The sequence below is a fragment of the Brevibacterium sp. FAM 24630 genome (genome assembly GCF_049804075.1).
Classification (GTDB): Bacteria; Actinomycetota; Actinomycetes; order Actinomycetales; family Brevibacteriaceae; genus Brevibacterium.
This window is the reverse complement of sequence record NZ_JBNBZD010000001.1, coordinates 96,585-118,818: the sequence shown is the minus strand read 5'-3', so window position 1 is coordinate 118,818 and position 22,234 is coordinate 96,585. Positions and strand designations below refer to the sequence as shown.

General features: G+C 66.6%; 21 protein-coding genes and 1 pseudogene. 17 read left to right on the top strand and 5 right to left on the bottom strand.

From position 1 onward, the window contains the following. The first annotated feature begins 52 nt into the window (after nucleotides 1-52). Nucleotides 53-934: a DUF4081 domain-containing GNAT family N-acetyltransferase gene (locus tag ACPUD7_RS00515; RefSeq protein WP_240689746.1), complete on the top strand. Its 882-nt coding sequence runs from the start codon at nucleotides 53-55 to the stop codon at nucleotides 932-934. Between the two features lie 14 nt (nucleotides 935-948). On the opposite strand, the gene ACPUD7_RS00510 is transcribed toward ACPUD7_RS00515, so the two are convergent. Then, nucleotides 949-1,365, bottom strand: coding sequence for an RNA-binding S4 domain-containing protein (locus ACPUD7_RS00510; protein WP_135539413.1), 417 nt, complete (start codon nucleotides 1,363-1,365; stop codon nucleotides 949-951). Beyond that, entirely contained in the window at nucleotides 1,362-2,108 is a 747-nt protein-coding gene (locus ACPUD7_RS00505; protein ID WP_135539411.1) for an NUDIX hydrolase, read from the bottom strand. Before ACPUD7_RS00505 ends, ACPUD7_RS00510 begins: the two co-directional genes overlap by 4 nt. A 242-nt stretch (nucleotides 2,109-2,350) precedes the next feature. On the opposite strand from ACPUD7_RS00505, the gene ACPUD7_RS00500 reads away from it, so the two are divergent. Continuing rightward, nucleotides 2,351-4,225, top strand: a complete 1,875-nt coding sequence (locus tag ACPUD7_RS00500) for a proline--tRNA ligase (RefSeq protein WP_135539409.1) — start codon at nucleotides 2,351-2,353, stop codon at nucleotides 4,223-4,225. 9 nt (nucleotides 4,226-4,234) lie between these two features. Next, the gene (locus tag ACPUD7_RS00495; protein WP_240689744.1) at nucleotides 4,235-5,059 is read left to right on the top strand and encodes a TSUP family transporter; all 825 of its coding nucleotides are present in this window, start codon (nucleotides 4,235-4,237) and stop codon (nucleotides 5,057-5,059) included. A 51-nt stretch (nucleotides 5,060-5,110) separates the two neighbouring features. Here the strand turns inward: ACPUD7_RS00495 and ACPUD7_RS00490 are convergent, their stop codons facing one another. Both ACPUD7_RS00490 and ACPUD7_RS00485 read right to left on the bottom strand, forming a co-directional pair. Continuing rightward, nucleotides 5,111-6,130, bottom strand: coding sequence for an aminoglycoside phosphotransferase family protein (locus ACPUD7_RS00490; RefSeq protein WP_135539407.1), 1,020 nt, complete (start codon nucleotides 6,128-6,130; stop codon nucleotides 5,111-5,113). After that, nucleotides 6,127-7,131: a hypothetical protein gene (locus ACPUD7_RS00485; protein ID WP_425118797.1), complete on the bottom strand. Its 1,005-nt coding sequence runs from the start codon at nucleotides 7,129-7,131 to the stop codon at nucleotides 6,127-6,129. The genes ACPUD7_RS00490 and ACPUD7_RS00485 overlap by 4 nt, the downstream gene beginning before the upstream one ends. Before the next feature lie 197 nt (nucleotides 7,132-7,328). Here ACPUD7_RS00485 and rimP point away from each other — a divergent pair, with 197 nt between their 5' ends. From rimP to ACPUD7_RS00415, 14 genes are all read left to right on the top strand, one after another. Next, nucleotides 7,329-7,793, top strand: coding sequence for a ribosome maturation factor RimP (rimP, locus tag ACPUD7_RS00480; RefSeq protein WP_135539403.1), 465 nt, complete (start codon nucleotides 7,329-7,331; stop codon nucleotides 7,791-7,793). 157 nt (nucleotides 7,794-7,950) lie between these two features. Then, on the top strand, nucleotides 7,951-8,913 hold the full coding sequence (gene nusA / locus ACPUD7_RS00475; RefSeq protein WP_135539401.1) for a transcription termination factor NusA: 963 nt from the start codon (nucleotides 7,951-7,953) through the stop codon (nucleotides 8,911-8,913). Nucleotides 8,914-9,030: 117 nt separating this feature from the next. Beyond that, a complete protein-coding gene (locus ACPUD7_RS00470; RefSeq protein ID WP_135539399.1) occupies nucleotides 9,031-9,306 on the top strand; it encodes a YlxR family protein in 276 nt (91 codons plus the stop codon). Nucleotides 9,307-9,436: 130 nt separating this feature from the next. After that, nucleotides 9,437-12,373 carry a translation initiation factor IF-2 gene (gene infB / locus ACPUD7_RS00465; protein ID WP_135539397.1) on the top strand — a complete coding sequence of 979 codons (2,937 nt, stop codon included), beginning with the start codon at nucleotides 9,437-9,439 and terminating at the stop codon, nucleotides 12,371-12,373. 153 nt (nucleotides 12,374-12,526) lie between these two features. Beyond that, on the top strand, nucleotides 12,527-12,961 hold the full coding sequence (gene rbfA, locus ACPUD7_RS00460) for a 30S ribosome-binding factor RbfA (RefSeq protein WP_425118796.1): 435 nt from the start codon (nucleotides 12,527-12,529) through the stop codon (nucleotides 12,959-12,961). A gap of 119 nt (nucleotides 12,962-13,080) precedes the next feature. After that, nucleotides 13,081-13,941, top strand: coding sequence for a ligand-binding protein SH3 (locus ACPUD7_RS00455; protein WP_135539393.1), 861 nt, complete (start codon nucleotides 13,081-13,083; stop codon nucleotides 13,939-13,941). 11 nt (nucleotides 13,942-13,952) lie between these two features. Next, nucleotides 13,953-14,891: a tRNA pseudouridine(55) synthase TruB gene (truB, locus tag ACPUD7_RS00450; protein WP_135539391.1), complete on the top strand. Its 939-nt coding sequence runs from the start codon at nucleotides 13,953-13,955 to the stop codon at nucleotides 14,889-14,891. 76 nt (nucleotides 14,892-14,967) lie between these two features. Beyond that, on the top strand, nucleotides 14,968-15,594 hold the full coding sequence (locus tag ACPUD7_RS00445; RefSeq protein WP_135539389.1) for a hypothetical protein: 627 nt from the start codon (nucleotides 14,968-14,970) through the stop codon (nucleotides 15,592-15,594). Then, nucleotides 15,584-15,955 carry a hypothetical protein gene (locus ACPUD7_RS00440; protein ID WP_135539387.1) on the top strand — a complete coding sequence of 124 codons (372 nt, stop codon included), beginning with the start codon at nucleotides 15,584-15,586 and terminating at the stop codon, nucleotides 15,953-15,955. The genes ACPUD7_RS00445 and ACPUD7_RS00440 overlap by 11 nt, the downstream gene beginning before the upstream one ends. A gap of 166 nt (nucleotides 15,956-16,121) precedes the next feature. Continuing rightward, nucleotides 16,122-17,060 carry a bifunctional riboflavin kinase/FAD synthetase gene (locus ACPUD7_RS00435; RefSeq protein ID WP_135539385.1) on the top strand — a complete coding sequence of 313 codons (939 nt, stop codon included), beginning with the start codon at nucleotides 16,122-16,124 and terminating at the stop codon, nucleotides 17,058-17,060. A gap of 91 nt (nucleotides 17,061-17,151) precedes the next feature. Continuing rightward, nucleotides 17,152-17,421: a 30S ribosomal protein S15 gene (gene rpsO / locus ACPUD7_RS00430; protein WP_135539384.1), complete on the top strand. Its 270-nt coding sequence runs from the start codon at nucleotides 17,152-17,154 to the stop codon at nucleotides 17,419-17,421. Nucleotides 17,422-17,870: 449 nt separating this feature from the next. Continuing rightward, complete coding sequence (locus ACPUD7_RS00425) at nucleotides 17,871-20,093, top strand: polyribonucleotide nucleotidyltransferase (protein ID WP_135539382.1); 2,223 nt, start codon at nucleotides 17,871-17,873, stop codon at nucleotides 20,091-20,093. Nucleotides 20,094-20,155: 62 nt separating this feature from the next. Further along, entirely contained in the window at nucleotides 20,156-21,409 is a 1,254-nt protein-coding gene (locus ACPUD7_RS00420) for a M16 family metallopeptidase (RefSeq protein WP_425118795.1), read from the top strand. Nucleotides 21,410-21,424: 15 nt separating this feature from the next. Continuing rightward, on the top strand, nucleotides 21,425-22,072 hold the full coding sequence (locus ACPUD7_RS00415; RefSeq protein ID WP_425118793.1) for a TetR/AcrR family transcriptional regulator: 648 nt from the start codon (nucleotides 21,425-21,427) through the stop codon (nucleotides 22,070-22,072). Nucleotides 22,073-22,104: 32 nt separating this feature from the next. On the opposite strand, the pseudogene ACPUD7_RS00410 reads toward ACPUD7_RS00415, so the two are convergent. After that, nucleotides 22,105-22,197, bottom strand: a pseudogene (locus ACPUD7_RS00410) (short-chain dehydrogenase); the annotation flags it as partial. Nucleotides 22,198-22,234: the final 37 nt, after the last annotated feature.

Here is a 22,234-nt window from a genome sequence, read left to right as displayed (position 1 = left end):
CCGCCTCCTTCGTGACGGCCACGGACAGCGTCAGGGAAGAGTGCACGGGCAGATGGTGCTGAGAATCGCGCGACTGGAGCATCAGCATACGCAGTGGCTGACAGACCTGCTCGCCCGCAATCCCTGCCAGAACGTCTACCTCATCTCCCTGCTCGAAGTCACCGGCACCGCCCGACTCGGTTCGCCCGCCGGGACTCTCTATGGGGTCTTCGACCGCGACCGGCCGGTGGCCGCCTACTGGGTGGGCGGGAACATCATCCCGGTCGCGGCGACGCCGGAGACGAACGAGGTGCTGGCACGCAAACTCAATGCCGATGGCCGCGTCTCCTGTTCGCTCATCGGTGAGCGCACCGTCATCCTCGACCTGCAGTCGCGGCTGAACTGGGGTCGACCGCGAGGCGTCAGGCAGCGCCAGCCGCTGCTGGCGATCAGTTCGGATCCGCTCGTGACCCCGGACGAACACGTTCACCGGGTGACCCTCGATGACCTCGGCGCGGTGTTTCCCGCCAGCGTCGACATGTTCACCAAAGAGGTCGGATTCTCACCCGTCGAAGACGGCACCGCCGGTTACCTGTCTCGGGTGCGCGGCATCATCCGCAGCAAGAACTGCTACGCCCGGATCTCGACCACTCTGCCCGACGGCGGAGCCGTGCCCCGATGGCCGGCGACGGAACAGGACGAGCAGGTGCTGTTCAAAGCCGATATCGGCATTCGGGCCCGCCGCATCGTCCAGGTCCAAGGCGTGTGGGTCCACCCTGAGGTGCGCAACCAGGGGCTCGGGGCGGCCGGGATGGCCGCCGTCGTCCAACGCACGCGCGACAAGGGCCATTCCACGGTGAGCCTGTATGCCAATGACTACAACGAGTCCGCGCTGCGGATGTACGCCCGCGTCGGCTTCGACCAGGTCGGCACCTTCGCCACCGTCATGTACTGATCGGGTGGTAAACCTCAGTCGCGGCGGTTGCGGGACTGGGGCTTGGCCATGTCGCCTAAGAACTTCTCCATCTCCCGACGGTCCTTCTTCGTCGGACGTCCCAGCCCTTTGTCGCGACGGGGCACGAACCCGCGCAGAGCCGGGTCCGGCGGGGGAGTGAGATCTTCGTAGCACTTGACTGCGACGGACGCCTGCATCCGGGTCGGGATGAAGCCGGTGATCTTCCAGGTGAATTCGGACCCGGCCTTGCGCACCCGCACCTCTTGGCCGATCGTCACCTTCTGTGCGGCTTTGACCCGCTGACCGTCGACCTGCACATGCCCGCCTCGGCAGGCCTGAGTGGCGAGATTGCGGGTCTTGAACATCCGCGTCGTCCACAGCCACACGTCGACGCGCATGTGCTTTGCCGCATCACGGTTGATCTCGGTCATCGCCGGTGTCCTTCGGGCTCCTGGCTGCGAGAGTCGGCCCGCAGGGCCAGCTCGGAGCGGCGGGTGAACGTCTGGGCGGGACGGCCCCGCCCCTGAGTCACGGCCTGACCGGTGGGATCGAGCAGCGGCAGCATGGTGCGCCGGAACGTATCGGCCTGCAGACTCTCCCCGGCCACAACCTCGTGGAGTTCGCGCAGCTGCCGCAGCGAGAACTCGCTTTCGAGCAGACCGAAGGGATCCGGAGTCCGTTCGTGCAGCGCCCGCAGCCGGTGCACGGCCACGCGCACGATCTCCCGATGCTCCTCACTGAGCTCCTCGACCTCGTGCACGGGCACGAGTCTGCGGCGGTGGGCGGGGGAGTCGGCGTAATCGGAATCCCGCGCAGCCTCCTCGGCGGCGGGGTGGGGATGATCATCCTCGGCGAGGCCGACGTCGGCGGCCGAGAGCACATCGAGGTGAGCCACGGAGATCACCCACCCGCGATCGTCACGGTCGGGCTGATCGAACACGTGCAGCTGCACCGGTGCCCGGTCGACCAGCCGGGCCTTCTCGCGCAGGCACCGGGCGACCGCCTCGGCGAGCCGTTCCTGCGGACGCAGGATCGACCCGGGCAGCTGCCAGACCCCATCCCCGGGATGGGTCATGAGAACATGCAGGCCGCGGCCGGGCACGGGGCAGAGGACCGCGGTGTCGACCGCGACCGAGGGCCGCGGGAACTGCGTGAGTTGACTCGGATCAGGCATGCTCTTCGTATCGTTCGAATTCGTCGTCGGTGCAGGTGGTCGGCGAGGAGACCGGAGGTCTCGCGTGGTGCTGGACTTCCGTGCAGCACGCACCAGTCTAATTCTCTTCTGCCGGGTGACGAATCCTCTCTCACCGGTGAGCGAAATCCTGCCCCCGCCGTTTGTTCCGCGCCGATTCCCTGACCCTCGCCCGCGTGCGATAGTGTTCGAGCAGAGTCCTGACAAGTTGAGGAGAATCACCCATGGCCCTGCGCATGTCGTCCCTGTTCGTGCGAACCCAGAAGGAGGACCCGGTCGGCGCCGAGGTGGCCAGCCACAAACTGCTGCACCGCGCCGGATACATCCGCAGGTCCGCCCCGGGGATCTACACGTGGCTGCCGCTGGGTCTGGCCGTACTCGGCAAGATCGAGGCCATCGTGCGCGAAGAGATGGCGCGCGCCGGCTCCCAGGAAGTCCATTTCCCCGGCCTGCTGCCGGCCGACCCGTACAAGACCTCGGGCCGTTGGGAAGCCTTCGGACCCGACCTCTTCCACCTCAAGGACCGTCGGGACAACGACTACATCCTCGCGCCCACCCACGAGGAGGTCTTCACCCTCCTCGTCAAGGATCTCTACTCCTCGTACAAGGACCTGCCGCTGTCGATCTACCAGATCCAGACGAAGTACCGCGACGAGGCCCGGCCCCGGGCAGGACTGCTGCGCGGACGCGAATTCATCATGAAGGACGCCTACTCCTTCGACATCGACGATGCCGGACTCGACGCCTCCTATGAGGCCATGCGCGTGGCCTACCTGCGGGCCTTCGCTCGCCTCGGCCTGCCTTGCCTGCCCGTCAAGGCGACCCCGGGCGCGATGGGCGGCTCCGGCACCGAAGAGTTCATCTACCCCTCCGAGGTCGGCGAGGACACCTTCGTGCGCTCGCCCGGCGGGTACGCCGCGAACGTCGAGGCCGTGACCTCGATCGTTCCCGAGGCGATTCCGTACGCTCAATCTCCTGCCGCCCACGTCGAGGACACCCCGGACACCCCGACGATCGAAACCCTCGTCGCCGCCGCGAACGCTCAGCATCCGCGCGCCGACCGCGAGTGGACGGCCGCAGACACACTGAAGAACGTCGTCTGTGCCGTCACCCATCCCGACGGCACGCGCGAGATCATCGTCATCGGCCTGCCCGGTGATCGCGAAGTCGACCTCGACCGGGCCGCCGGCACCGGAATGCTCGGCAACGGCGAGGTCGGCCTCGAGGCCGCCACCGCCGAGGATCTTGCCGCCCACCCGGAACTCGTCAAGGGCTACATCGGGCCCGGCAACGACCTGGCCGACCCCGTGCTCGGTCTCGAATCGCCCTCGAAGATCCGCTACCTGCTCGACCCCCGTGTCGTCGACGGCACGCGCTGGATCACCGGAGCCAACGAACCCGGACGTCACGTCTTCGACCTCGTCGCCGGTCGTGACTTCACCGCCGACGGCACGATCGAAGCCGCCCAGGTGGTTCTCGGCGACCCCGCACCGGACGGTTCGGGACCCCTGGAACTGGCTCGCGGCGTTGAGATCGGTCAGATCTTCAAGCTCGGCCGCAAGTACGCCGAAGCCCTCGACCTCAAGGTGCTTGACCAGAACGGGAAGGCGCAGACCGTGACGATGGGCTCCTACGGGCTCGGCGTCACCCGCGTCATGGCCTGCATCGCCGAGGAGTACCACTCGGAGAACGGCCTGCTGTGGCCCCAGCATCTGGCCCCGGCCGATGTCCACATCGTCGTCGCCGGCAAGGGCGACGAGATCGCCGAAGCGGCCGAGACCATGACCGCCGAGCTCGAAGCCGAAGGTGTCAGCGTCCTGCTCGACGACCGCAACAAGGTCTCACCGGGCTTCAAGTTCGCCGATGCCGAACTCATCGGCATCCCCACGGTCATCGTCGTCGGACGGGGGCTGGCCGACGGTGTCGTCGAGGTCCGCGACCGTCTCGGTGACGGCAAGGGCGATGTCCCCGTCGCCGAGGTGGTGCCGTCGACCGTGGCACGAGTGCGCGCAGCATATGCGAAGGCGAACGATGCAGCCGATGCGGCGGTGGCTGCCGACGGCGCGGACGCGTCCGACACCGCCGACGCGAACGACTGAGCCTCCTCGGTGTTCGAAGCGCTCACCGGCGGCATCGATGTCACCGTGGCCATGGTCCTGTGGCTGCTCGCCGCAGGAGTCCTGGCCGGGTGGATCGATGCGGTCGTCGGCGGGGGTGGACTCATCCAGCTGCCCGCGCTGCTGCTCGTCCCGGGGATGACCCCGGTCCAGGCGGTCGCGACGAACAAGATCGGGTCGATCGCGGGCACGACCGCCTCGGCGATCACGTATCTGCGCAAGATCACCCCGGATCGGTCGGCGACGATCCCGGCGGCTGCCTCGGCGTTCCTCGGCGCTGTGCTCGGGGCGAAGCTTGCGACCCTGGTTCCCTCCGCATTGTTCACGCCGATCATCCTGCTCGCTCTGATCGGGGTCGGACTGTTCACGCTGCTCAACCCCAGCCTCGGCGCGGATGCGAGCCTGCGGTTCGGGGAGACGTCGAAGCGGCACCATGCGCTGTCATGGCTCATCGGGCTCGTCATCGGCGTCTATGACGGGGTGCTCGGGCCGGGGACGGGATCGTTCCTCGTCATCGCCTTCGTCTCGGTCATCGGGTTCTCGTTCCTGCAGGCCTCGGCCACGGCCAAGGTCATCAACTGGGCGACGAACTTCGGTGCGCTCGTCTACTTCGTCCCCGATGGTCAGGTGGTGTGGCTGCTCGGAATGGTCGTGGCGGTCGGAAACGTCGCCGGCGGCATCTTCGGGGCTCGGACCGCGCTGAAGAAGGGGTCCGGGTTCGTCCGCGTCATCTTCGTCGTCGTGGTCTCCGCGATGATCCTCAAACTCGGCTTCGACATCCTGACCACCCTCATCCACCCACCCCTTGCTACCTGACGGCGGCCCAGCAACCTCGCGCGAGGTTGCTGGGCCGCCGTCACGTAGCAATTAGCCGATGGGTTTGAGGGCGTGGGCGTTGACTCCGGCCACGTCGGCGCCGGACAGGGCGCGGGCGACCCACAGGGAACGCGCCGCATCGGCCAGGCTCGACGTCGACCCCTCGGAGGCCGAGCGCAGATACCAGAACATGTTCGTGATCTCGCGGGCCACGGTCGCGCCCATCCCGTACTGCGGGTCGATGCGCGCGCACAGGGCCAGGTCCGTGGCGAAACCGCGCAGCCACGCCGCCTGCGCCTGCGGATGGTTCGATGGGATCTCAGCCAGACGATTCCACAGCACCGGGGCCAAGGTATAGGCGGTCGGCCCGGCCAGAGGCTGCGGGTCGATGGCCTTCCACGTCGAAATGCCCGTCGGATCCGGATTGCCGGCAAGGATGTTGTAGTAGTGCAGGTCGGCGTGGATGAGCCAGTTCTCATCCGAGGAGGCCAAGGTCTGCATCCAATTGCGGGCGAACGACAGCAGCAGCCGATCATTCGGACCCGCCTCCGACCACCCGGTGAGCAGCCCGGCATCGGCATCGAAGCTGTTCAGCCACCCGCCGACGACGTCCTGGACGCGCAGGAACTCCGCCGCCGCCGGAATCTCCAGAGACCGCTGCAGGGCACCCCACACGGGAGGCACATCGGCCAAGGGCAGCACCGAGAGATTGTCCTTCGTGCGCAGCCGCTCCTGCAGGGTCACGCGGAAGCTGCGATCATCGCGGATGACCCGCACGGCGCCGTGCCCGTTCCACATCTTCAACGCGCGCAGCACCTGCGCATGCGCGGCGGTATGCGCCGAGGTGGGGGCCGCGAACCGCAGCACACCCTGATAGTTCTCCTGAGTGAGCACCGGAATGACCAGCGATTCGCAGCCGGCCCACGGGGAGCCGGGCACATCGTCGAAGCGCAGCTTCCACCGATCGAGGAGCTCAGTGGCCATGAAATCGAGCGCCGCGACCCAGGCATCGGTGCGGAACTCGCCGATGATGTCGCGAGTGGACCGGTAGAGAACAGGTGGAACCCTCACTTCGTCGCCTCCGCCCGTCCCGGATCGTCGTAGGAAAAACGCAGCGGCTGCGGTGCGGCGAAGACCGTGCGTGCCCGCGCCGATTCCCACAACCGCAGGATCGCCGAGGCGTCACCGTCCAACCACGGCAGCACCGAGGCGGCCACGCCGTCTTCGAGATTGAGGGCGAGCTCCTTCGCCGACTCGGCATCCGTGGGGGTGGGCTCGAGTTTCCACGCCGAGGCGTTCGGGTCCGCCTGCTTCTCGCCGAGGAGTTCGAGCATCTCCCCGGACAGGGCCCCCAGGGACTCGAGCCGGGCCAGCGCCCTCATGCGTTGAGAGGACTTGACCGGGAAATTCACGGCCAGGCGTTCGTAGCCGTAGGCCGCCGCCCGCGACTGATTGAGGATCGCGTTGAACATCGCCTGCCGATCCTCCGCACCGCCGGACGGGGAATCGCCGCTGCCGTTACCATCCTCGCTGCCCTCGCCATCCTCGCCGCCCTCGGCATCCTCGGCGGCTGCCGACGGCTGCGCACGGTCGGACATGTCCTCACGCCCGGTGCGGATGAGGTCATCGGCAGTGTCGATGAGCTCGGGCCGCTTCGTCCCGGCCGTCAGTGCCAGCCCGGTCGCGACGTCGGCCAGGACGGGGATGAGGCCCGATCCGAGCGGCGACGACGCTGAGAAGACGGCCTTGAGGACGACCTCGGCGGCGTCGACGAATGGGCGTGATTCCTCCGTCGGGGGAGGATCGGTGGCGAACTCCGTCGGCGGGTTCCACTCGGGGCCGATCGCCGTCTTGAAATCGGCAAGATCCTCACCAGCGGTTTCCGGGTCACCGGAGCCGGGGGAGGCGGCGTCGAGGATGCGTGCGATGCGGTTGCGCAGCTGCTGCGTGGAATCGAGGGTGGGGATGTCGGGGTCGGAGTCGATGCGCAGGCCACAGGCCGTGAGCAGACTCAGACTCATTCCGCTGACGCCGGTAGTCAGGAGGACGCGGCGACTGACGGGAAAACGCATACGGCAATCCTATCGGATGCCCACCGGCCGGCCCGGACGCACAGTCCGGGCGGAAACTCGCCCCGCGGATCGGATGCTTAACGTCGAGCGAGGGTGTCGCTTAGGGTGGGGTGAAACGGTCGACCGGGCATGCGCACGGGCCACCGCACCCACGCCGCCGCCTCGGCGAGTGGGCCGTCCAGTGACGAGGAGGAGATATGGACGAGGACATCGAACGGATCAAGGGTCTGCTCGCCCCACCCCTGGAATCCGCGGGATTCCACCTGGAGAACGTCAAGGCCGTCGCCGCAGGCCCCCGCCGCACGCTCACCGTCGTCGTCGACCTCGATGAGTCGAGCACGGATCCGATGTCGATGGAGAAGATCGCCGAATCGACGAAGATCGTCGGCGCCGCCCTCGACGAGGTCGAGATCTTCCGAGACAAGCCCTACCAGCTCGAGGTCACCAGCCCCGGTGCCACACGCAAGCTCGAGACCCCGCGTCACTTCCGCCGCGTGATCGGCCGCCGCCTGGAGATCACGACGAAGAAGGACACTTTCAAACTCGACCTCGCCGAGGTGGGGGAGACTTCGATCACGGGAACGAACCCCCAGAACAGGCAGACGAAGCAGGTGCCGCTCGACGACATCCGCACGGCGCAGGTGGAATTGAAGTTCCGCTGAGGTCGAACTGACGTTCCGCCGCGGCCGAACGTGGGGCTTCGCTGATACGGTGCGGGCGCGGACTGGGATAGACTGTTACGCCTGCATAAGTGAACACAGACAATTCAACGCTCGAGTGAGCTGCAATGCTTGAGTGAGCCGGAGAGGACATAGGCATATGGACATCGATCTCAATGTTCTGCGCGTGATCGAACGAGAGCGTGAGATTCCGCTGGAGACCCTCGTCGAACTCATCGAACAGGCTCTCTACCTCGCCTACCAGAAGACCGAGGGTGCGTGGCCCGACGCCCGCGCAGAGCTCGACAAGTCCTCCGGTGAGGTGCGCATTCTCGCTGTTGAGTTCGACAACGACGACAACCCGATCGGCGAATTCGACGACACCCCCACCGGCTTCGGCCGCATTGCCGCCCAGACCGCCAGGCAGGTCATCTACCAGCGCCTGCGCGACGTTGAGGACGAAACCGTGCTCGGCACGTTCAAGGGCCGCGAGGGCGAGATCGCCTCGGGTACCATCCAGCAGGGCAGGGATCCGCAGATGGTCCAGGTCGACCTCGGCGATGTCGAGGCCGTTCTGCCCCCGCACGAACAGGTCCCCGGCGAGGAATACACCCACGGCACTCGTCTGCGCGTCTACATCGCCGACGTCCACAAGGGGCAGAAGGGCACCTCGGTCACCGTTTCCCGCACCCACCCGAACCTCGTGCGCCGTCTCTTCGCCCATGAGGCCCCGGAGATCGCCGACGGCACCGTCGAGATCGTGTCCCTGGCCCGTGAGGCCGGCCATCGCACGAAACTCGCGGTGCGCGCCACGAAGCCCGGCGTCAACGCGAAGGGCTCGTGCATCGGCGAGCTCGGATCCCGTGTGCGGGCAGTCATGAACGAGCTCGGCCAGGAGAAGATCGACATCGTCGACTACTCCGACGATCCGGCGAAGTTCATCGCCCACGCGCTGTCGCCGGCGAAGGCCAGAAGTGTCGAGATCCTCGACGCAGCCGCCCAAGAATCCCGCGCCGTCGTACCGACCGACCAGCTCTCACTGGCCATCGGCAAGGAAGGGCAGAACGCCCGCCTGGCCGCGAAGCTCACCGGCTGGAAGATCGACATCGTCGCAGCCGACTGATCCTCGCCGAGGCGGCCCACCGGTCGACATCGCCGCAGGCGAACAGCCTTCCGCAGTGATCCTCACCACTGGCCCCTTGGCGCGCGCCGTGGCGTCGGTGCTGTAGAATCATTCATTGTGAATGTTGGCGATGGACCCGTAAGGACGTGCATCGCCTGTCGGCAGAAGGCCGATCGGAGCGAGCTGACGCGATTCGTCTTCCGCCCCGATCAGCACCCCGCCGTCGTCCACGACGTGTCAGCGACACTGCCGGGACGCGGCGCCTGGGTGCACCCTGACGAGAAGTGCCTGACCAAGGCACGGACCGCTGCCCCCTTCGCTCGAGCCTTTCGAACGAAGATCACGGCCTCGGACCTCCCGAAGCCGGACACCGAACCCAAAGAGAACGGGTAGCCGAATGGATGACAAGTTGTGAGTGTCGCACGATGACACCCAGACGGAAATCGAGAGAGCAGTGAAATGAGTACTGCTCTTCATTGATGAGGTTCTTTCCTGACCGGGAAAGAACCCGGACAGGAGAACTGTGGCAAAGCCCCGTGTCCATGAGCTCGCGAAAGAGCTCGGCACAACCAGTAAAAACGTCCTTGAGAAGCTTCAGGACATGGGCGAATTCGTTCGCTCTGCTTCCTCGACGCTCGAAGCGCCCGTCGTGCGCCGAGTGAAGGAAGCCTTCGCCGATTCCGCACCCGCCGCTGGCGAGAAGTCTGCCGGTGGTGCCGCGAAGAAGTCCGCTGCCAAGCCCGCGGCGAAGCCCGGAGCCCCGAAGCCCGGTGCGAAGCCGGCACCCAAGCCCGCCGCGAAGTCGACGGCCAAGCCGGCCCCGGAGAAGTCCAAGTCCGCTGAGGCGGACGAGACCGCAGCGAAGCCGGCGTCGAAGCCGGCAGCCAAGCCGGGCGCCAAGCCCGCAGCTCCGGCTGCCCCGAAGGCAGAGACTCCCGCCGAGGCTCCCGCGGCCGAGACGAAGCCCGAAGGCTCCGCCTCCGCCAAGCCCGATGCACCGAAGCCGGCTGCCGCACCCAAGCCGGGTGCGCCGAAGCCCGGTGCGCCGAAGCCCGGTGCCCCCAAGCCGGGTGCGCCCAAGCCCGGTGCGCCGAAGCCCGGGGGCCGGTCATCGGCACGCCCCGGCAACAACCCGTTTGCTCCCTCGCAGGGAATGCCGAAGCCCGGTCGCGGCCCGAAGCCCGGCGGCCGTCCCGGCGGTCAGGGTGGTCAGGGCGGACGCCCCGGCAACAACCCGTTTGCTCCCTCGCAGGGAATGCCGAAGCCCGGCCAGAAGCCGCGCGGCACCGGTGAGGAGTCCGCGGCAGGTCCGCGTCCGGCACCGCGTCCGGGCGCACCTCGCCCGAACCCGTCGATGCTGAAGAACTCGGCACTGAACAAGCCCGCTCCCGGCCGCGGTCGCGGCGGGGGACGCGGCAATGCCCCCGGCGGCGGTCCCGGTGCTCCGGCAGGCGGTCCCGGCGGCGGTCCGCGTCGCGGTCCCGGCGGTCCGGGCGGACGCGGTTCAGGTCGCGGTCGCGGAAGCACCCAGGGTGCATTCGGCCGCGGCGGCGGTCCCCGTCAGAAGGGACGGAAGTCGAAGCGGGCGAAGCGCGCAGAGCTCGAGCAGATGCAGGCTCCGTCGGTCGGTGGCGTCACCGTTCCGCGCGGAAACGGCAACACGCCGCTGCGTCTGCGTCGCGGCTCCTCGCTGGCCGACTTCGCCGAGAAGATCAACACGGATCCCACGAACCTCGTGACCGTGCTCTTCCACCTCGGTGAGATGGCGACGATCACCCAGTCCCTCGACGAGGCGACCTTCGAGATCCTCGGCGAGGAGCTCGGCTACAAGATCGAGATCGTCTCGCCCGAAGACGAAGACCGTGAGCTGCTCGAGACCTTCGACATCGATCTCGATGCCGAAGCCGCCGAAGAAGACGATGAAGACCTCCAGGCTCGTCCGCCGGTCATCACCGTCATGGGTCACGTCGACCACGGTAAGACCAAGCTGCTCGACGCGATCCGCTCGGCCAATGTGGCAGCACGGGAAGCCGGCGGCATCACCCAGCACATCGGCGCCTACCAGGTCGAGGTCGACCACGAGGGCCAGGAGCGCAAGCTCACCTTCCTCGACACCCCGGGCCACGAGGCGTTCACCGCCATGCGTGCCCGCGGTGCGAAGTCGACCGACCTCGCGATCCTCGTGGTCGCCGCCGATGACGGTGTCATGCCGCAGACCATCGAAGCGCTCAATCACGCTCAGGCGGCGAATGTGCCGATCGTCGTGGCTGTCAACAAGGTCGATAAGGAGGGGGCGAACCCGGCCAAGGTCATGCAGCAGCTGACCGAGTACAACCTCGTGGCCGAAGAGTACGGCGGCGAGACCATGTTCGTGCCGATCTCCGCGCTCAAGCGTGAGGGCATCGACCAGCTGCTCGAGTCCGTGCTCCTGACCACCGATGCGGCACTGGACCTGCGGGCCAACCCCGACAAGTCCGCTCGCGGCATCGCGATCGAAGCCAAGCTCGACAAGGGCCGCGGCGCGGTTGCGACCGTGCTCGTCGAGTCCGGCACCCTGCGCCAGGGCGACGCCATCGTCTGCGGCACCGCCTACGGACGTGTGCGGGCGATGTTCGATGAGAACGGCAACCTCGTCGAGGAGGCCGGTCCCTCCCGTCCGGTCCAGGTCCTCGGTCTGTCCTCGGTCCCGCGTGCCGGTGATTCGTTCATCTCCACCGATGACGACCGCACCGCACGTCAGATCGCTGAGAAGCGCGACGCCATCGAGCGCAATGCCGCTCAGGCCCGCGGTCGCAAGCGCATCAGCCTCGAGGACTTCACGAAGGCGCTGGCCGAGGGCAAGGTCGACATGCTCAACCTCATCCTCAAGGGCGACGTCTCCGGTGCTGTCGAAGCACTCGAGGATTCGCTGCTCAAGATCGATGTGGGCGAGGAAGTCGATCTGCGGATCATCCACCGCGGCGTCGGTGCGATCACCGAGAACGACATCAACCTGGCCACGGTCGACAACGCGATCGTCATCGGCTTCAACGTCCGTCCGGAAGCGAAGGCTCGCGACCTGGCAGACCGCGAAGGCGTCGACGTCCGCTACTACTCGGTCATCTACCAGGCGATCGACGACATCGAGAGCTCGCTCAAGGGCATGCTCAAGCCCGAGTACGAAGAGGTCCAGACCGGTACCGCGGAGATCCGCGAGGTCTTCCGGTCCTCGAAGTTCGGCAACATCGCCGGTTCGATCGTCCGCGATGGTCACATCAAGAGGAACTCGACCGCACGCGTCACTCGCGACGGAGTCGTCATCGGCAACAGTGTCAGCATCGAGTCGCTGCGCCGGTTCAAGGACGATGCCACCGAGGTCCGTGAGGGCTACGAGTGCGGTATCGGACTCGGCAAGTTCAACGACCTGCGCGTCGGAGACATCATCGAGACTTTCGAGATGCAGGAGAAGCCGCGCGACTGAGCGGACCAGTCTGAGTCGCACGCTCACGATGTGAGTCGCAACCGTTGGCTCCGGTCGGCCCCTGGAACAGGGGACCGGCCGGAGCCGGTTCGATTCCACGTCTAAGATAGGGCCGGAGACACGCTCCGGCCCCGAACCACGAAGGACAGCACTATGGCAGACCCCACCAGGGCTCGCAAGATCGCCGATCAGATCAAGGTCATCGTCGCCAGCACGATCGAGCGTCGGCTCAAGGATCCGCGCCTCGGCTTCGTCACCGTCACCGATGTGCGTGTGACCGGAGATCTGCAGCACGCCACCATCTTCTACACCGTCTACGGTGACGACAAGGACCTCATCGGCACCGGCAAAGCGCTGGAATCCGCGAAGGGCTTCATCCGCTCCGAGGTCGGCAAGGGGCTGACGATCCGTCTGACCCCGAGCCTCGAGTTCATCGCCGATGCCGTCCCCGAGGCGGCCGCCCGTCTCGATGGACTGCTCGCTCAGGCCGCCGCCGACGATGCCCGCGTGGCCGATCTGGCTGAGAACGCGGAGCACGCGGGAGACGCCGATCCGTACAAGAAGAGCGAGAGCGCCGACGACGAGTGATCGGCGATCTTCGTCACGAATGCAGAAAACGTCGTCGTAACAGTTTTGTTATGTTTCCGAGATGTCGTAGACTTCTTCGGGTAACGAAATGATCACGACTCTGTTAAGGGAATTCTGCATTGGGTAAGCACTCTTCACCGAAGCCGTCGTTCGCGAAGCAGCTCATCCGGGACCTGACTCCCGGCAGGCGCCCCGCGGGACGACGCGCAGCGACTGCGCCGTCGACGGCGACATCCGTGCTGGCGACCGTCAAGCAGCGTCCCGTCGTCGCCGCGATCGCCGTTCCGGCCGCAGCGACCGCGGCCGTGGTCGGTTCGACCGTCGTGATGGGCCCGCCGGAATCCGGCGAGGTCACCAGCGAAGCCGCCAGCACCACGCCTGAGCAGGCGAGTCCCTCGTCTGTGAGCCAGGACGAGATCGACGCGCAGCGGAAGAAGGCCGGCGAAGAGTACCTCGAGAAGGTCAAGGACAACCCGAAGTACAAGAACAAGTCTTCGAAGTCCACCCTCGAGGTCAAGACGCCGAAGCCGGAGCCGACCGCCGAATCCTCGACCGCGGCGACCAAGAGCGGCAGCGACTCCTCGTCCAAGGACAAGTCCACCGAGGGCGGAGGCACCTCGGACGACACCTCCGCCCCGTCGTGCAGCGTGTCATCGTCGATCGAATCCGGTCTGCTGCCCAACGCCGTCAACGGATACCGTGCCGTGTGCGCGAAGTTCCCCGAAGTCAAGACCTTCGGCGGCCGTCGCCCCGGCACCGGGTCGGACCACAACACCGGTGAAGCCGTGGACATCATGATCAGCGGCGCCACGGGTGACCGCATCGCCGACTACCTGATCAAGAACCAGGGCAGCCTCAACGTCAAGTACGTCATCTGGAAGCAGCGCATCTGGATGCCCGGCCAGGGCTGGAAGGGCATGGAGGACCGCGGCAGCACGACTGCCAACCACTTCGACCACGTGCACGCCTCCTTCAACTGAAGTCGGCCTCAGTGAGCGATAGTTCCCCACAGGGCATCCTCGTCTGCGACAAGCCGCAGGGCCTGAGCTCCCACGGTGTGGTCTCGCGGATCCGGCGCTGGTTCGGCACGAAGAAGGTCGGCCATGCCGGCACGCTCGATCCCATGGCCACCGGTGTGCTCGTGCTCGGCCTCGGCCGCGGCACCAAACTGCTCACCTACATCACCGGAGTCTCGAAGACCTACTTCGCGACGATCCGACTGGGCGCGTCGACCCCGACCGATGACGCGGACTCCGAACCCGACCGCTTCGCCGAGCCCGCAGCGCTCGCGCGCATCGACGCCGCCGCCATCGAGGGCGCCGTGGCAGCCCTGCGCGGCCCGATCGACCAGGTGCCCAGCGCCGTCTCGGCGATCAAGGTCGACGGCAAACGCTCCTATGCCCGCGTCCGCGCCGGTGAGAACGTCGAGCTCAAGGCCCGCCGGGTCGAAGTCTCCGCGTTCGAGGTCATCGACATCCGCTTCGCGGCAGACGAAGGGCACATCGACGTCGATGTCGAAATCGACTGCTCCTCGGGCACCTATGTGCGTGCCCTGGCTCGCGATGTCGGCGCCGACCTCGGCGTCTACGGCCACCTCACGGCTCTGCGCCGCATCCGCGTCGGCGACTTCGAGCTCGACCAGGCCGTGACCCTGCCCGAGGACCTCGACGACCCTGCTCCCGGGCTCATCCCCCTCGCCGAGGCGGCCCGCACCCTTCTGCCCGTCGTCACGGTCACGCGCGACCGGGCCACGGCGCTCATGCAGGGCAAGATCGTCGCCTCCCGCGACTGGGCCGGCGACTCGGCCGCCGACGCCCTCCCCGGCACGGAAGTGTCCGTGATCTGCGAGGACACGCTCGTTTCCGTGGCAGAGGTGCGAGCGGACGGAGGACTCAAATCCGTCACTGCCTTCGCCATCGACCTCGCCTGAACAACCTAAAAGATTGTATTCGATCAATACAATGGAAACTCTTGTATTGCGGCCGAGGGTCTGCTGTACTGGAACCATGTTCGTCTTGACCATCGACCAGCAGAATTCGCGCACGAGCGCCGACGCCGTGCCCGAGGTCCTCGCGGTGCTGGCCCCCATTGCGACCGTCGTGCCCTTCGCCCGCACCATCGGCGATGAGGTCCAGGGAGCCCTGGAGGATGCGAACGCCGTCGCCGAGGCGGTGCGCCGACTCGCGGTCCGCACCGGCTGGCACATCGGCATCGGCATCGGCGAGGTCGACGAACCGCTGCCCGAAGCGACGGCCGCGGGCCGGGGCCCGGCCTTCTACGTCGCCCGAGAAGCCGTCGAAGCCGCGAAATCCGCTCCCGCCCACCTCGTCGTCCGCTCCGGGGAGGACCCGGGGGAGAGGTCCGCGACGGCGGACCATTGTTCGCTCGCCGAGGCGGCCCTGCGCCTGCTCGTGAGCACACTGGCCGAACTGCGCGCACAATCGCGCGGCTACGTCGACTACCGGCTCGACCACCCCGAGGCGACTCAGGCCGAGATCGCCGCCCGCTTCGACGTCTCCCAGCAGGCCGTGTCGCGAGTGCTCGCTCCCGGGACCGCGGATATCGTCGCCGGCGCCCAGACACTCGCCCGTCACCATCTCGAGCTGGCGGAAGGAGCATTCGATGTGGACTGAAGTCCTCGTCGCCGTCGGCGCGGCACTCGTCGCTGCACTCATCGGCTGGCCCCTCGTCCCCGCCTTCCTGCGGCTGACCCATTCGGGTCCCGGAAGCAGACCCGAGCGCACCGGAGCCGAAGATGTCGAAGTCCTGCGCGGAGGACTGTGGGTCGGCATCGTCGAACGTGCCCTCATCGCCGGGGCCATCGTCCTCGGCCGTCCCGAACTCATGGCCGTGGTCATCGCGGTCAAGGGCCTCGGTCGCTTCGCCGAGATCAAATCCTCGGCGGCAGCGGGGGAGCGGTTCATCATCGGCACCTTCGTTTCGATCGCCTTCGCCTCCCTCGTCGGGGTCGTCGGCTGGGCGATCATCGCCTGAGCGCAGACGCGCAGACGACCGTAATCGCCCGACCGGCGTGACCCGCCCGCCTCCGCCGGTTCGTCCGCGCCCGAGATCGGGTGGAGCCGCCTCGGCGAGGTGTGGGTTAGGAGGCGTGAGATCTCTGCGATAATCTGAATCGGTGCACGGAAGGAGCGAATGTCTGGTGGAGCTGTATCACGGACTCGGTGAAGTCGAGGCCGACGCTGTCGGCACCGTCGTCACCCTCGGCAACTTCGACGGCGTGCACCGCGGGCACCAGACGGTTCTCAAGACCGTCGCCGCCCTCGCTCGGCAAGAGGGACTGCGCTCGATCGCGATGACCTTCGACCCGCATCCGCGCACGGTGCACCGTCCAGCCGACCCGACCGTGATGATCACCTCGACCCGGCAGCGGGCCGACCTCATCGCCGAGACGGGCATCGACGCCCTCCTCATCCAGCCCTACGATCTCGATTTCGCCGCCCAGACGGCCGAGGAGTTCGTCCGCACCTACTTCGTCGAGGGCCTGGCCACGAAGATCGTCGTCGTCGGCGACGATGTCCGCTTCGGGCGCGACAACGAAGGCACCATCGACACGTTGCGCCGCCTCGGCGAGAAGTACGGGTTCCGGACCGAGACGATCGACGAAGTCGGACGTGGGGGACGATATTCGTCCTCGCGCATCCGCGAACAGCTCACAGCCGGGGATGTCGCCGAGGTGGCCGACCAGCTCGGTCGCTACCACGCCCTGCACGGCACCGTCGTCCACGGCGATGCGCGCGGCCGCGACCTCGGGTTCCCGACCGCGAACCTCTCGACCGACCCCGAAGGGCTCGTGCCCGCCGATGGCGTCTACGCGGGATGGGCGACGTTCTCCGGTGAGGGTCAGGCGTATCCGGCGGCGATCTCCGTGGGCACGAATCCGACGTTCCACGGTGAGACGCGTCGGGTCGAGGCCTATGTGCTCGACAAGGAGTTCGGCGAATTCGACGTCTACGACCGTGAGATGACTCTCGAATTCGTCTCCCGCATCCGCGGCCAGGTCGCGTTCACCGGGATGGACGACCTCATCGTGCAGATGCATGAGGACATCGCCGATGTGCGCGAGGTCCTGCACACCTGATACGCTGAACTCTGCCGTTTTCACCGGCCGCGGTCCCAGAGTGCGAGGATTTCAGGTCTTCGCGCCGCGCAACGATACGAAGGAGAACTCCATGGCTCTCGACACTGCTGTGAAGCAAGAGATCATCAAGGAATATGCAACTCACGAGGGCGACACCGGTTCTCCCGAGGTTCAGGTTGCACTGCTGACCCGCCGGATCACCGATCTGACCGAGCACTTCAAGGATCACAAGCACGACCACCACTCGCGTCGTGGCCTGCTGCTCCTCGTTGGTCAGCGTCGCCGCATGCTCAAGTACCTGCAGAAGGTCGACATCGAGCGTTACCGTTCGCTCATCAAGCGCCTCGGCCTGCGCCGCTGATTCGGTCTGAGCCGATCAGCTCACGCTGATCTTCTCTCACCGATCGATTCGGAAGCGTCCCACCACTCGGTGGGGCGCTTTCGTGCTTCCGCGGCCGGGTCCGGCCCGGTGCGTGCCGCTTCGCAACGGTGCTTCGGCGGTTTCGTGCTTCTGCGGTAGACTCGGACGTGGACACTCTTGCCATGGACGTTTCGGTCTTCGGTAGTGGCCTCCGGAGGAATGCGCGTCTGCATCTGCTTTCACCTGTGTGCAGCGCCGGTTCCGTGGGCCCCGATCGATGACCGGCCTGGATCCATGGAGAGTCCACAGCCAATATCCCGCCGGCAGGACGCGGGGCCTCGCGCTGCACAAGGCAGAGCGATGCCTCATACGTCGAGGGCCATTCCTCGAGCGCTGCAGGCCTCACATCGATGAGGGCCACCGCGCACCGGCACAACATAGGAGACTACGTGGGACTCAACCCTGAATCCGCCGTTGCCAATATCGACAATGGCAGCTTCGGTTCGCACACCATCCGCTTCGAAACCGGGCGTCTGGCCCAGCAGGCCGCCGGTTCCGCCGTCGCTTACCTCGACGACGACACCATGCTGCTGTCGGCTACGGCCGCCGGCAAACACCCCCGTGAGGGCTTCGACTTCTTCCCCCTGACCGTCGACGTCGAAGAGCGCATGTACGCCGCCGGACGCATCCCCGGCTCGTTCTTCCGCCGTGAGGGACGCCCCTCGACCGACGCGATCCTCACCTGCCGCCTCATCGACCGCCCGCTGCGCCCCTCCTTCGTCAAGGGCCTGCGCAACGAGGTCCAGGTCGTCGTCACCGTGATGTCGGTCAACCCCGACCACCTCTACGACGCCCTGGCGATCAACGCCGCCTCGATGTCGACCCAGCTGTCCGGTCTGCCGTTCTCCGGCCCCATCGGCGCTGTGCGCATCGCGCTCATCGACGGTCAGTGGGTCGCCTTCCCGAACCACTCGCAGCTCGAAGACGCCGTGTTCAACATGGTCGTCGCGGGCCGTGTCGTCGGTGACGACGTCGCCATCATGATGGTCGAGGCCGAAGCCACCGACAACGTCATCGACAAGATCAAAACCGGCGCCCAGGCTCCCACTGAGGAAGTCGTGGCCGAAGGCCTCGACGCCGCCAAGCCCTTCATCGCCGAGCTCTGCCGCGCCCAGTCCGAACTCGCCGGTCGTGCCGCGAAGCCGACCGTCGAATTCCCCGTCTTCCGCGACTACGAGGACGATGTCTACGAGGCCGTGCGCGAGCTCGCCGAGGCCAAGCAGACCGAGAACTTCCAGATCGCGGACAAGCAGGAGCGCGAAGCCGCCGGTGCCGTCCTCCTCGACGAGCTCTTCGAGAAGCTCGGGGAGCGCTTCGCCGGACGTGAGAAGGAGATCGCGAACGCGCTCAACGCTCTGACCAAGCAGGTCGTGCGCAAGCGCATCCTCACCGATCAGGTCCGCATCGACGGACGTGGACTCAAGGACATCCGTCCGCTGACCGCGGAGACCAACGTCATCCCGCGCGTCCACGGTTCGGCCCTGTTCGAACGCGGCGAGACCCAGATCCTCGGTGTCACCACGCTCAACATGCTCAAGCTCGAACAGCACATCGACTCGCTGTCGCCGGTGACGTCGAAGCGCTACATCCACCACTACAACTTCCCGCCCTACTCGACCGGTGAGACCGGCCGTGTGGGCAGCCCGAAGCGCCGCGAGATCGGTCACGGCGCCCTTGCCGAGCGTGCGCTCGTGCCGGTCCTGCCCAGTCGCGAGGACTTCCCGTACGCCATCCGCGAGGTCTCCGAGGCCCTCGGTTCGAACGGTTCGACCTCGATGGGTTCGGTCTGCGCCTCGACCCTGGCCATGCTCTCGGCCGGTGTGCCGCTCAAGGCCCCTGTCGCCGGCATCGCCATGGGATTGGTCTCCGACGTCATCTCCACCGACCAGGGTGAGCAGACCGCATACGCGGCGCTGACCGACATCCTCGGCGCTGAAGATGCCTTCGGCGATATGGACTTCAAGGTCGCCGGCACCCCGGACTTCGTCACCGCGATCCAGCTCGACACGAAGCTCGACGGTCTGCCCGCCTCGGTGCTGTCCGCAGCGCTGAAGCAGGCGCACGAGGCCCGCATGGTCATCCTCGGCGTCATCAACGACGCCATCGACACTCCCGCCGAGATGGCTGCGACGGCTCCGCGGATCATCTCCGTGAACATCCCCGTCGACAAGATCGGTGAGGTCATCGGGCCCAAGGGCAAGATGATCAACCAGATCCAGGAGGACACGGGCGCCGACATCAGCATCGAAGACGACGGAACCGTCCTCATCGGTGCCACCGACGGACCGGCTGCCGAGGCCGCCCGCTCGATGATCAACGCGATCGCGAACCCGCAGGTGCCCGAGGTCGGCGAACGCTACCTGGGAACCGTCGTGAAGACGATGAGCTTCGGTGCCTTCGTCTCCCTCACGCCGGGCAAGGACGGTCTGCTGCACATCTCGGAGCTGCGTAAGCTCAATGAGGGCAAGCGCGTCGAGGACGTCGAAGACGTCGTCGGTGTCGGCCAGAAGGTCCAGGTCGAGATCACGAAGATCGACGACCGCGGCAAGCTTTCGCTGGCTCCGGTCTCCGATGACGATGAGCAGTCGGACGACGAGGGATCAGACAACTGATACTCAACAGTTCACACACCGGGGAGGGCAGCCGAATCGATCGGTCTGTCCTCCCCGGTGGTTTGACGCTGACCACCGAACACATGCCGGGCCTGGCCTCGGAGACGATCGGCATCTGGGTCGCCGCCGGCTCCCGGGACGAATCCGCTGCGACCGCGGGTTCGACGCACTTCCTCGAGCACATGCTGTTCAAGGGCACCGGCAGCCGTGACGCGAAGACGATCGCCGCGGCCTTCGACCGCACTGGAGGTGACTCGAACGCGATCACCGCGAAGGAGCTCACCTGCTATTACTCGCGGTGCCTCGTGACCGATCTGCCGAACATCACGAATCTGCTGCTCGACATGGTCTCGAACGCCCAACTCGACGTCGAGGAGTTCGAGCGGGAGCGCGGTGTCATCATCGAAGAGCTCGCGATGTCGGCCGACGATCCCGGCGATGTGCTCTTCGACGACTTCGATTCGCTCGTCTTCGGTTCGCATTCGCTGGCGCGCCCGGTCGGGGCGACGAAGGACCAGATCCGGGCGCTCGGCCATCACACGGTCATCGACCACTACACCTCGACGTACATTCCGCCGCGGCTGGTCATCGCTGCCGCCGGTGGGGCGACCCATGAGGATGTGCTGGCGATGGTTGAGGATGCCCTCTCCGAGGCGGGGCTCGGATCCCGTGCCGACGTCTGGTCGGGTGCGGGGGTCGAGAAGGGATCGCATCTGGGTGGGGCCGCACGCGTGCGCCCGGACTTCCATGCCGGAATCTCCCATACCGTCAAGGACATCGAGCAGTTGGGCATCATGCTCGGCTGCGAAGGCCTGGAAGAAGGTCACGAGGATCGGTTCATCTACTCGGTCCTGCTGACCATGCTCGGCGGCGGCATGTCGTCGCGTCTGTTCCAGAGCGTTCGTGAGGAACGCGGACTGGCCTATGCTGTCAACTGCGTGGCCAGCCAGTTCACGGATGTCGGCACCTTCGGCATCTACGCCGGATGCACTGCGGAGAACGCGCAGGCTGTCGTCGATCTGGCTCTGAGCGAATGGGACCGGTTGGCGCAGGAGGCTCCGAGCCAGTTCGAACTCGACGAGATCGTCTCACAGCTCTCGGGCTCGATGGTGCTCGGTCTCGAATCCTCGGCGGCGCGGATGAATCGTCTGGCGCGGTCGGAGATCTTCGGACTGCCGATGGAATCGCCGATGGACCTTATCGAACGCGTCCGCTCGGTCACGGCCGAGGACGTCAGTGCGATGGCCGGTCGGCTGCTCTCGCGGCCGAAGGCCCTGGCCATGGTCGGCCCGACGGCCGAGGTCGAATTGCCCTGAAGGGAGTCTGAGACGATGGCGCGGAAGAACGCGGCCGTGCGCCGGGACGAGATCCTGGCGGCGACGGTCGAGGAGATCGAAGCCTCCGGTCTGCGGACCCTGCGCGTCTCCGATGTCGCTGCTCGGCTCGGTTTGAGCGCGAGCCTCGTCATCTATCACTTCGAGACGAAGGAAGCTCTCGTCTCCGAGGCCTTCGGCTATGCCGGACGTCAGGACATCGACCATGCCCGGGACCTCGCTTCGGGGGCGCCGCCCGCGCATCCCACTGCCACTGCCGCCGACGCGGTTGCGGAGCCGGACTCAGCGGCGCTCTCGGCTCGGCAGCGTCTGTGGAATGTCATCCGGTGGTACATGCCCAGCGGCTCGTCGCGCAGTTGGCGGATCTGGATCGACGCCTGGTCGGCTGGTCTCTTCGACGAGGAAGTGAAGTCGACGTTCGCCGGACTCGACCGCGAATGGAAGTCGGTGCTCAGCGGTCTCATGGACGAGGGCATAGCCGCGGGGGAGTGCCGGCCTCCTGAAGGCGGCACGGAAGCCTGTGCGACGAGGATGCTGGCCTATCTTGACGGCCTGGCGATCCAGATGATGGTCAATCCCGACACCGTCGACGCCGAGCGGATCGCGGTCTGGGTCGAGGACTTCCTCGCCCGCGAACTCGCCTGACTCCTTCAGCCATCTCAGTTGATTCCTTCGCGTCAATAGCGAGCAGAGAACCCACCGTCAGCGGAGAGCAGCTGACCGCTGATCCATCGTCCCTCCTCGGAGAGCAGGAATGCGGTGAGACCAGCCCTCGTCGCACGTGGTCTTGACGCGCCAGCCCTCGCC

Coding starts and splice junctions, on each gene's coding strand:
- ACPUD7_RS00515 (WP_240689746.1), top strand. CDS start 53: ATGGTGCTGAGAATCGCGCGACTGGAGCATCAGCATACGCAGTGGCTG.
- ACPUD7_RS00510 (WP_135539413.1), bottom strand. CDS start 1,365: ATGACCGAGATCAACCGTGATGCGGCAAAGCACATGCGCGTCGACGTG.
- ACPUD7_RS00505 (WP_135539411.1), bottom strand. CDS start 2,108: ATGCCTGATCCGAGTCAACTCACGCAGTTCCCGCGGCCCTCGGTCGCG.
- ACPUD7_RS00500 (WP_135539409.1), top strand. CDS start 2,351: ATGGCCCTGCGCATGTCGTCCCTGTTCGTGCGAACCCAGAAGGAGGAC.
- ACPUD7_RS00485 (WP_425118797.1), bottom strand. CDS start 7,131: ATGCGTTTTCCCGTCAGTCGCCGCGTCCTCCTGACTACCGGCGTCAGC.
- rimP (WP_135539403.1), top strand. CDS start 7,329: ATGGACGAGGACATCGAACGGATCAAGGGTCTGCTCGCCCCACCCCTG.
- nusA (WP_135539401.1), top strand. CDS start 7,951: ATGGACATCGATCTCAATGTTCTGCGCGTGATCGAACGAGAGCGTGAG.
- rbfA (WP_425118796.1), top strand. CDS start 12,527: ATGGCAGACCCCACCAGGGCTCGCAAGATCGCCGATCAGATCAAGGTC.
- ACPUD7_RS00445 (WP_135539389.1), top strand. CDS start 14,968: ATGTTCGTCTTGACCATCGACCAGCAGAATTCGCGCACGAGCGCCGAC.
- ACPUD7_RS00440 (WP_135539387.1), top strand. CDS start 15,584: ATGTGGACTGAAGTCCTCGTCGCCGTCGGCGCGGCACTCGTCGCTGCA.
- rpsO (WP_135539384.1), top strand. CDS start 17,152: ATGGCTCTCGACACTGCTGTGAAGCAAGAGATCATCAAGGAATATGCA.
- ACPUD7_RS00415 (WP_425118793.1), top strand. CDS start 21,425: ATGGCGCGGAAGAACGCGGCCGTGCGCCGGGACGAGATCCTGGCGGCG.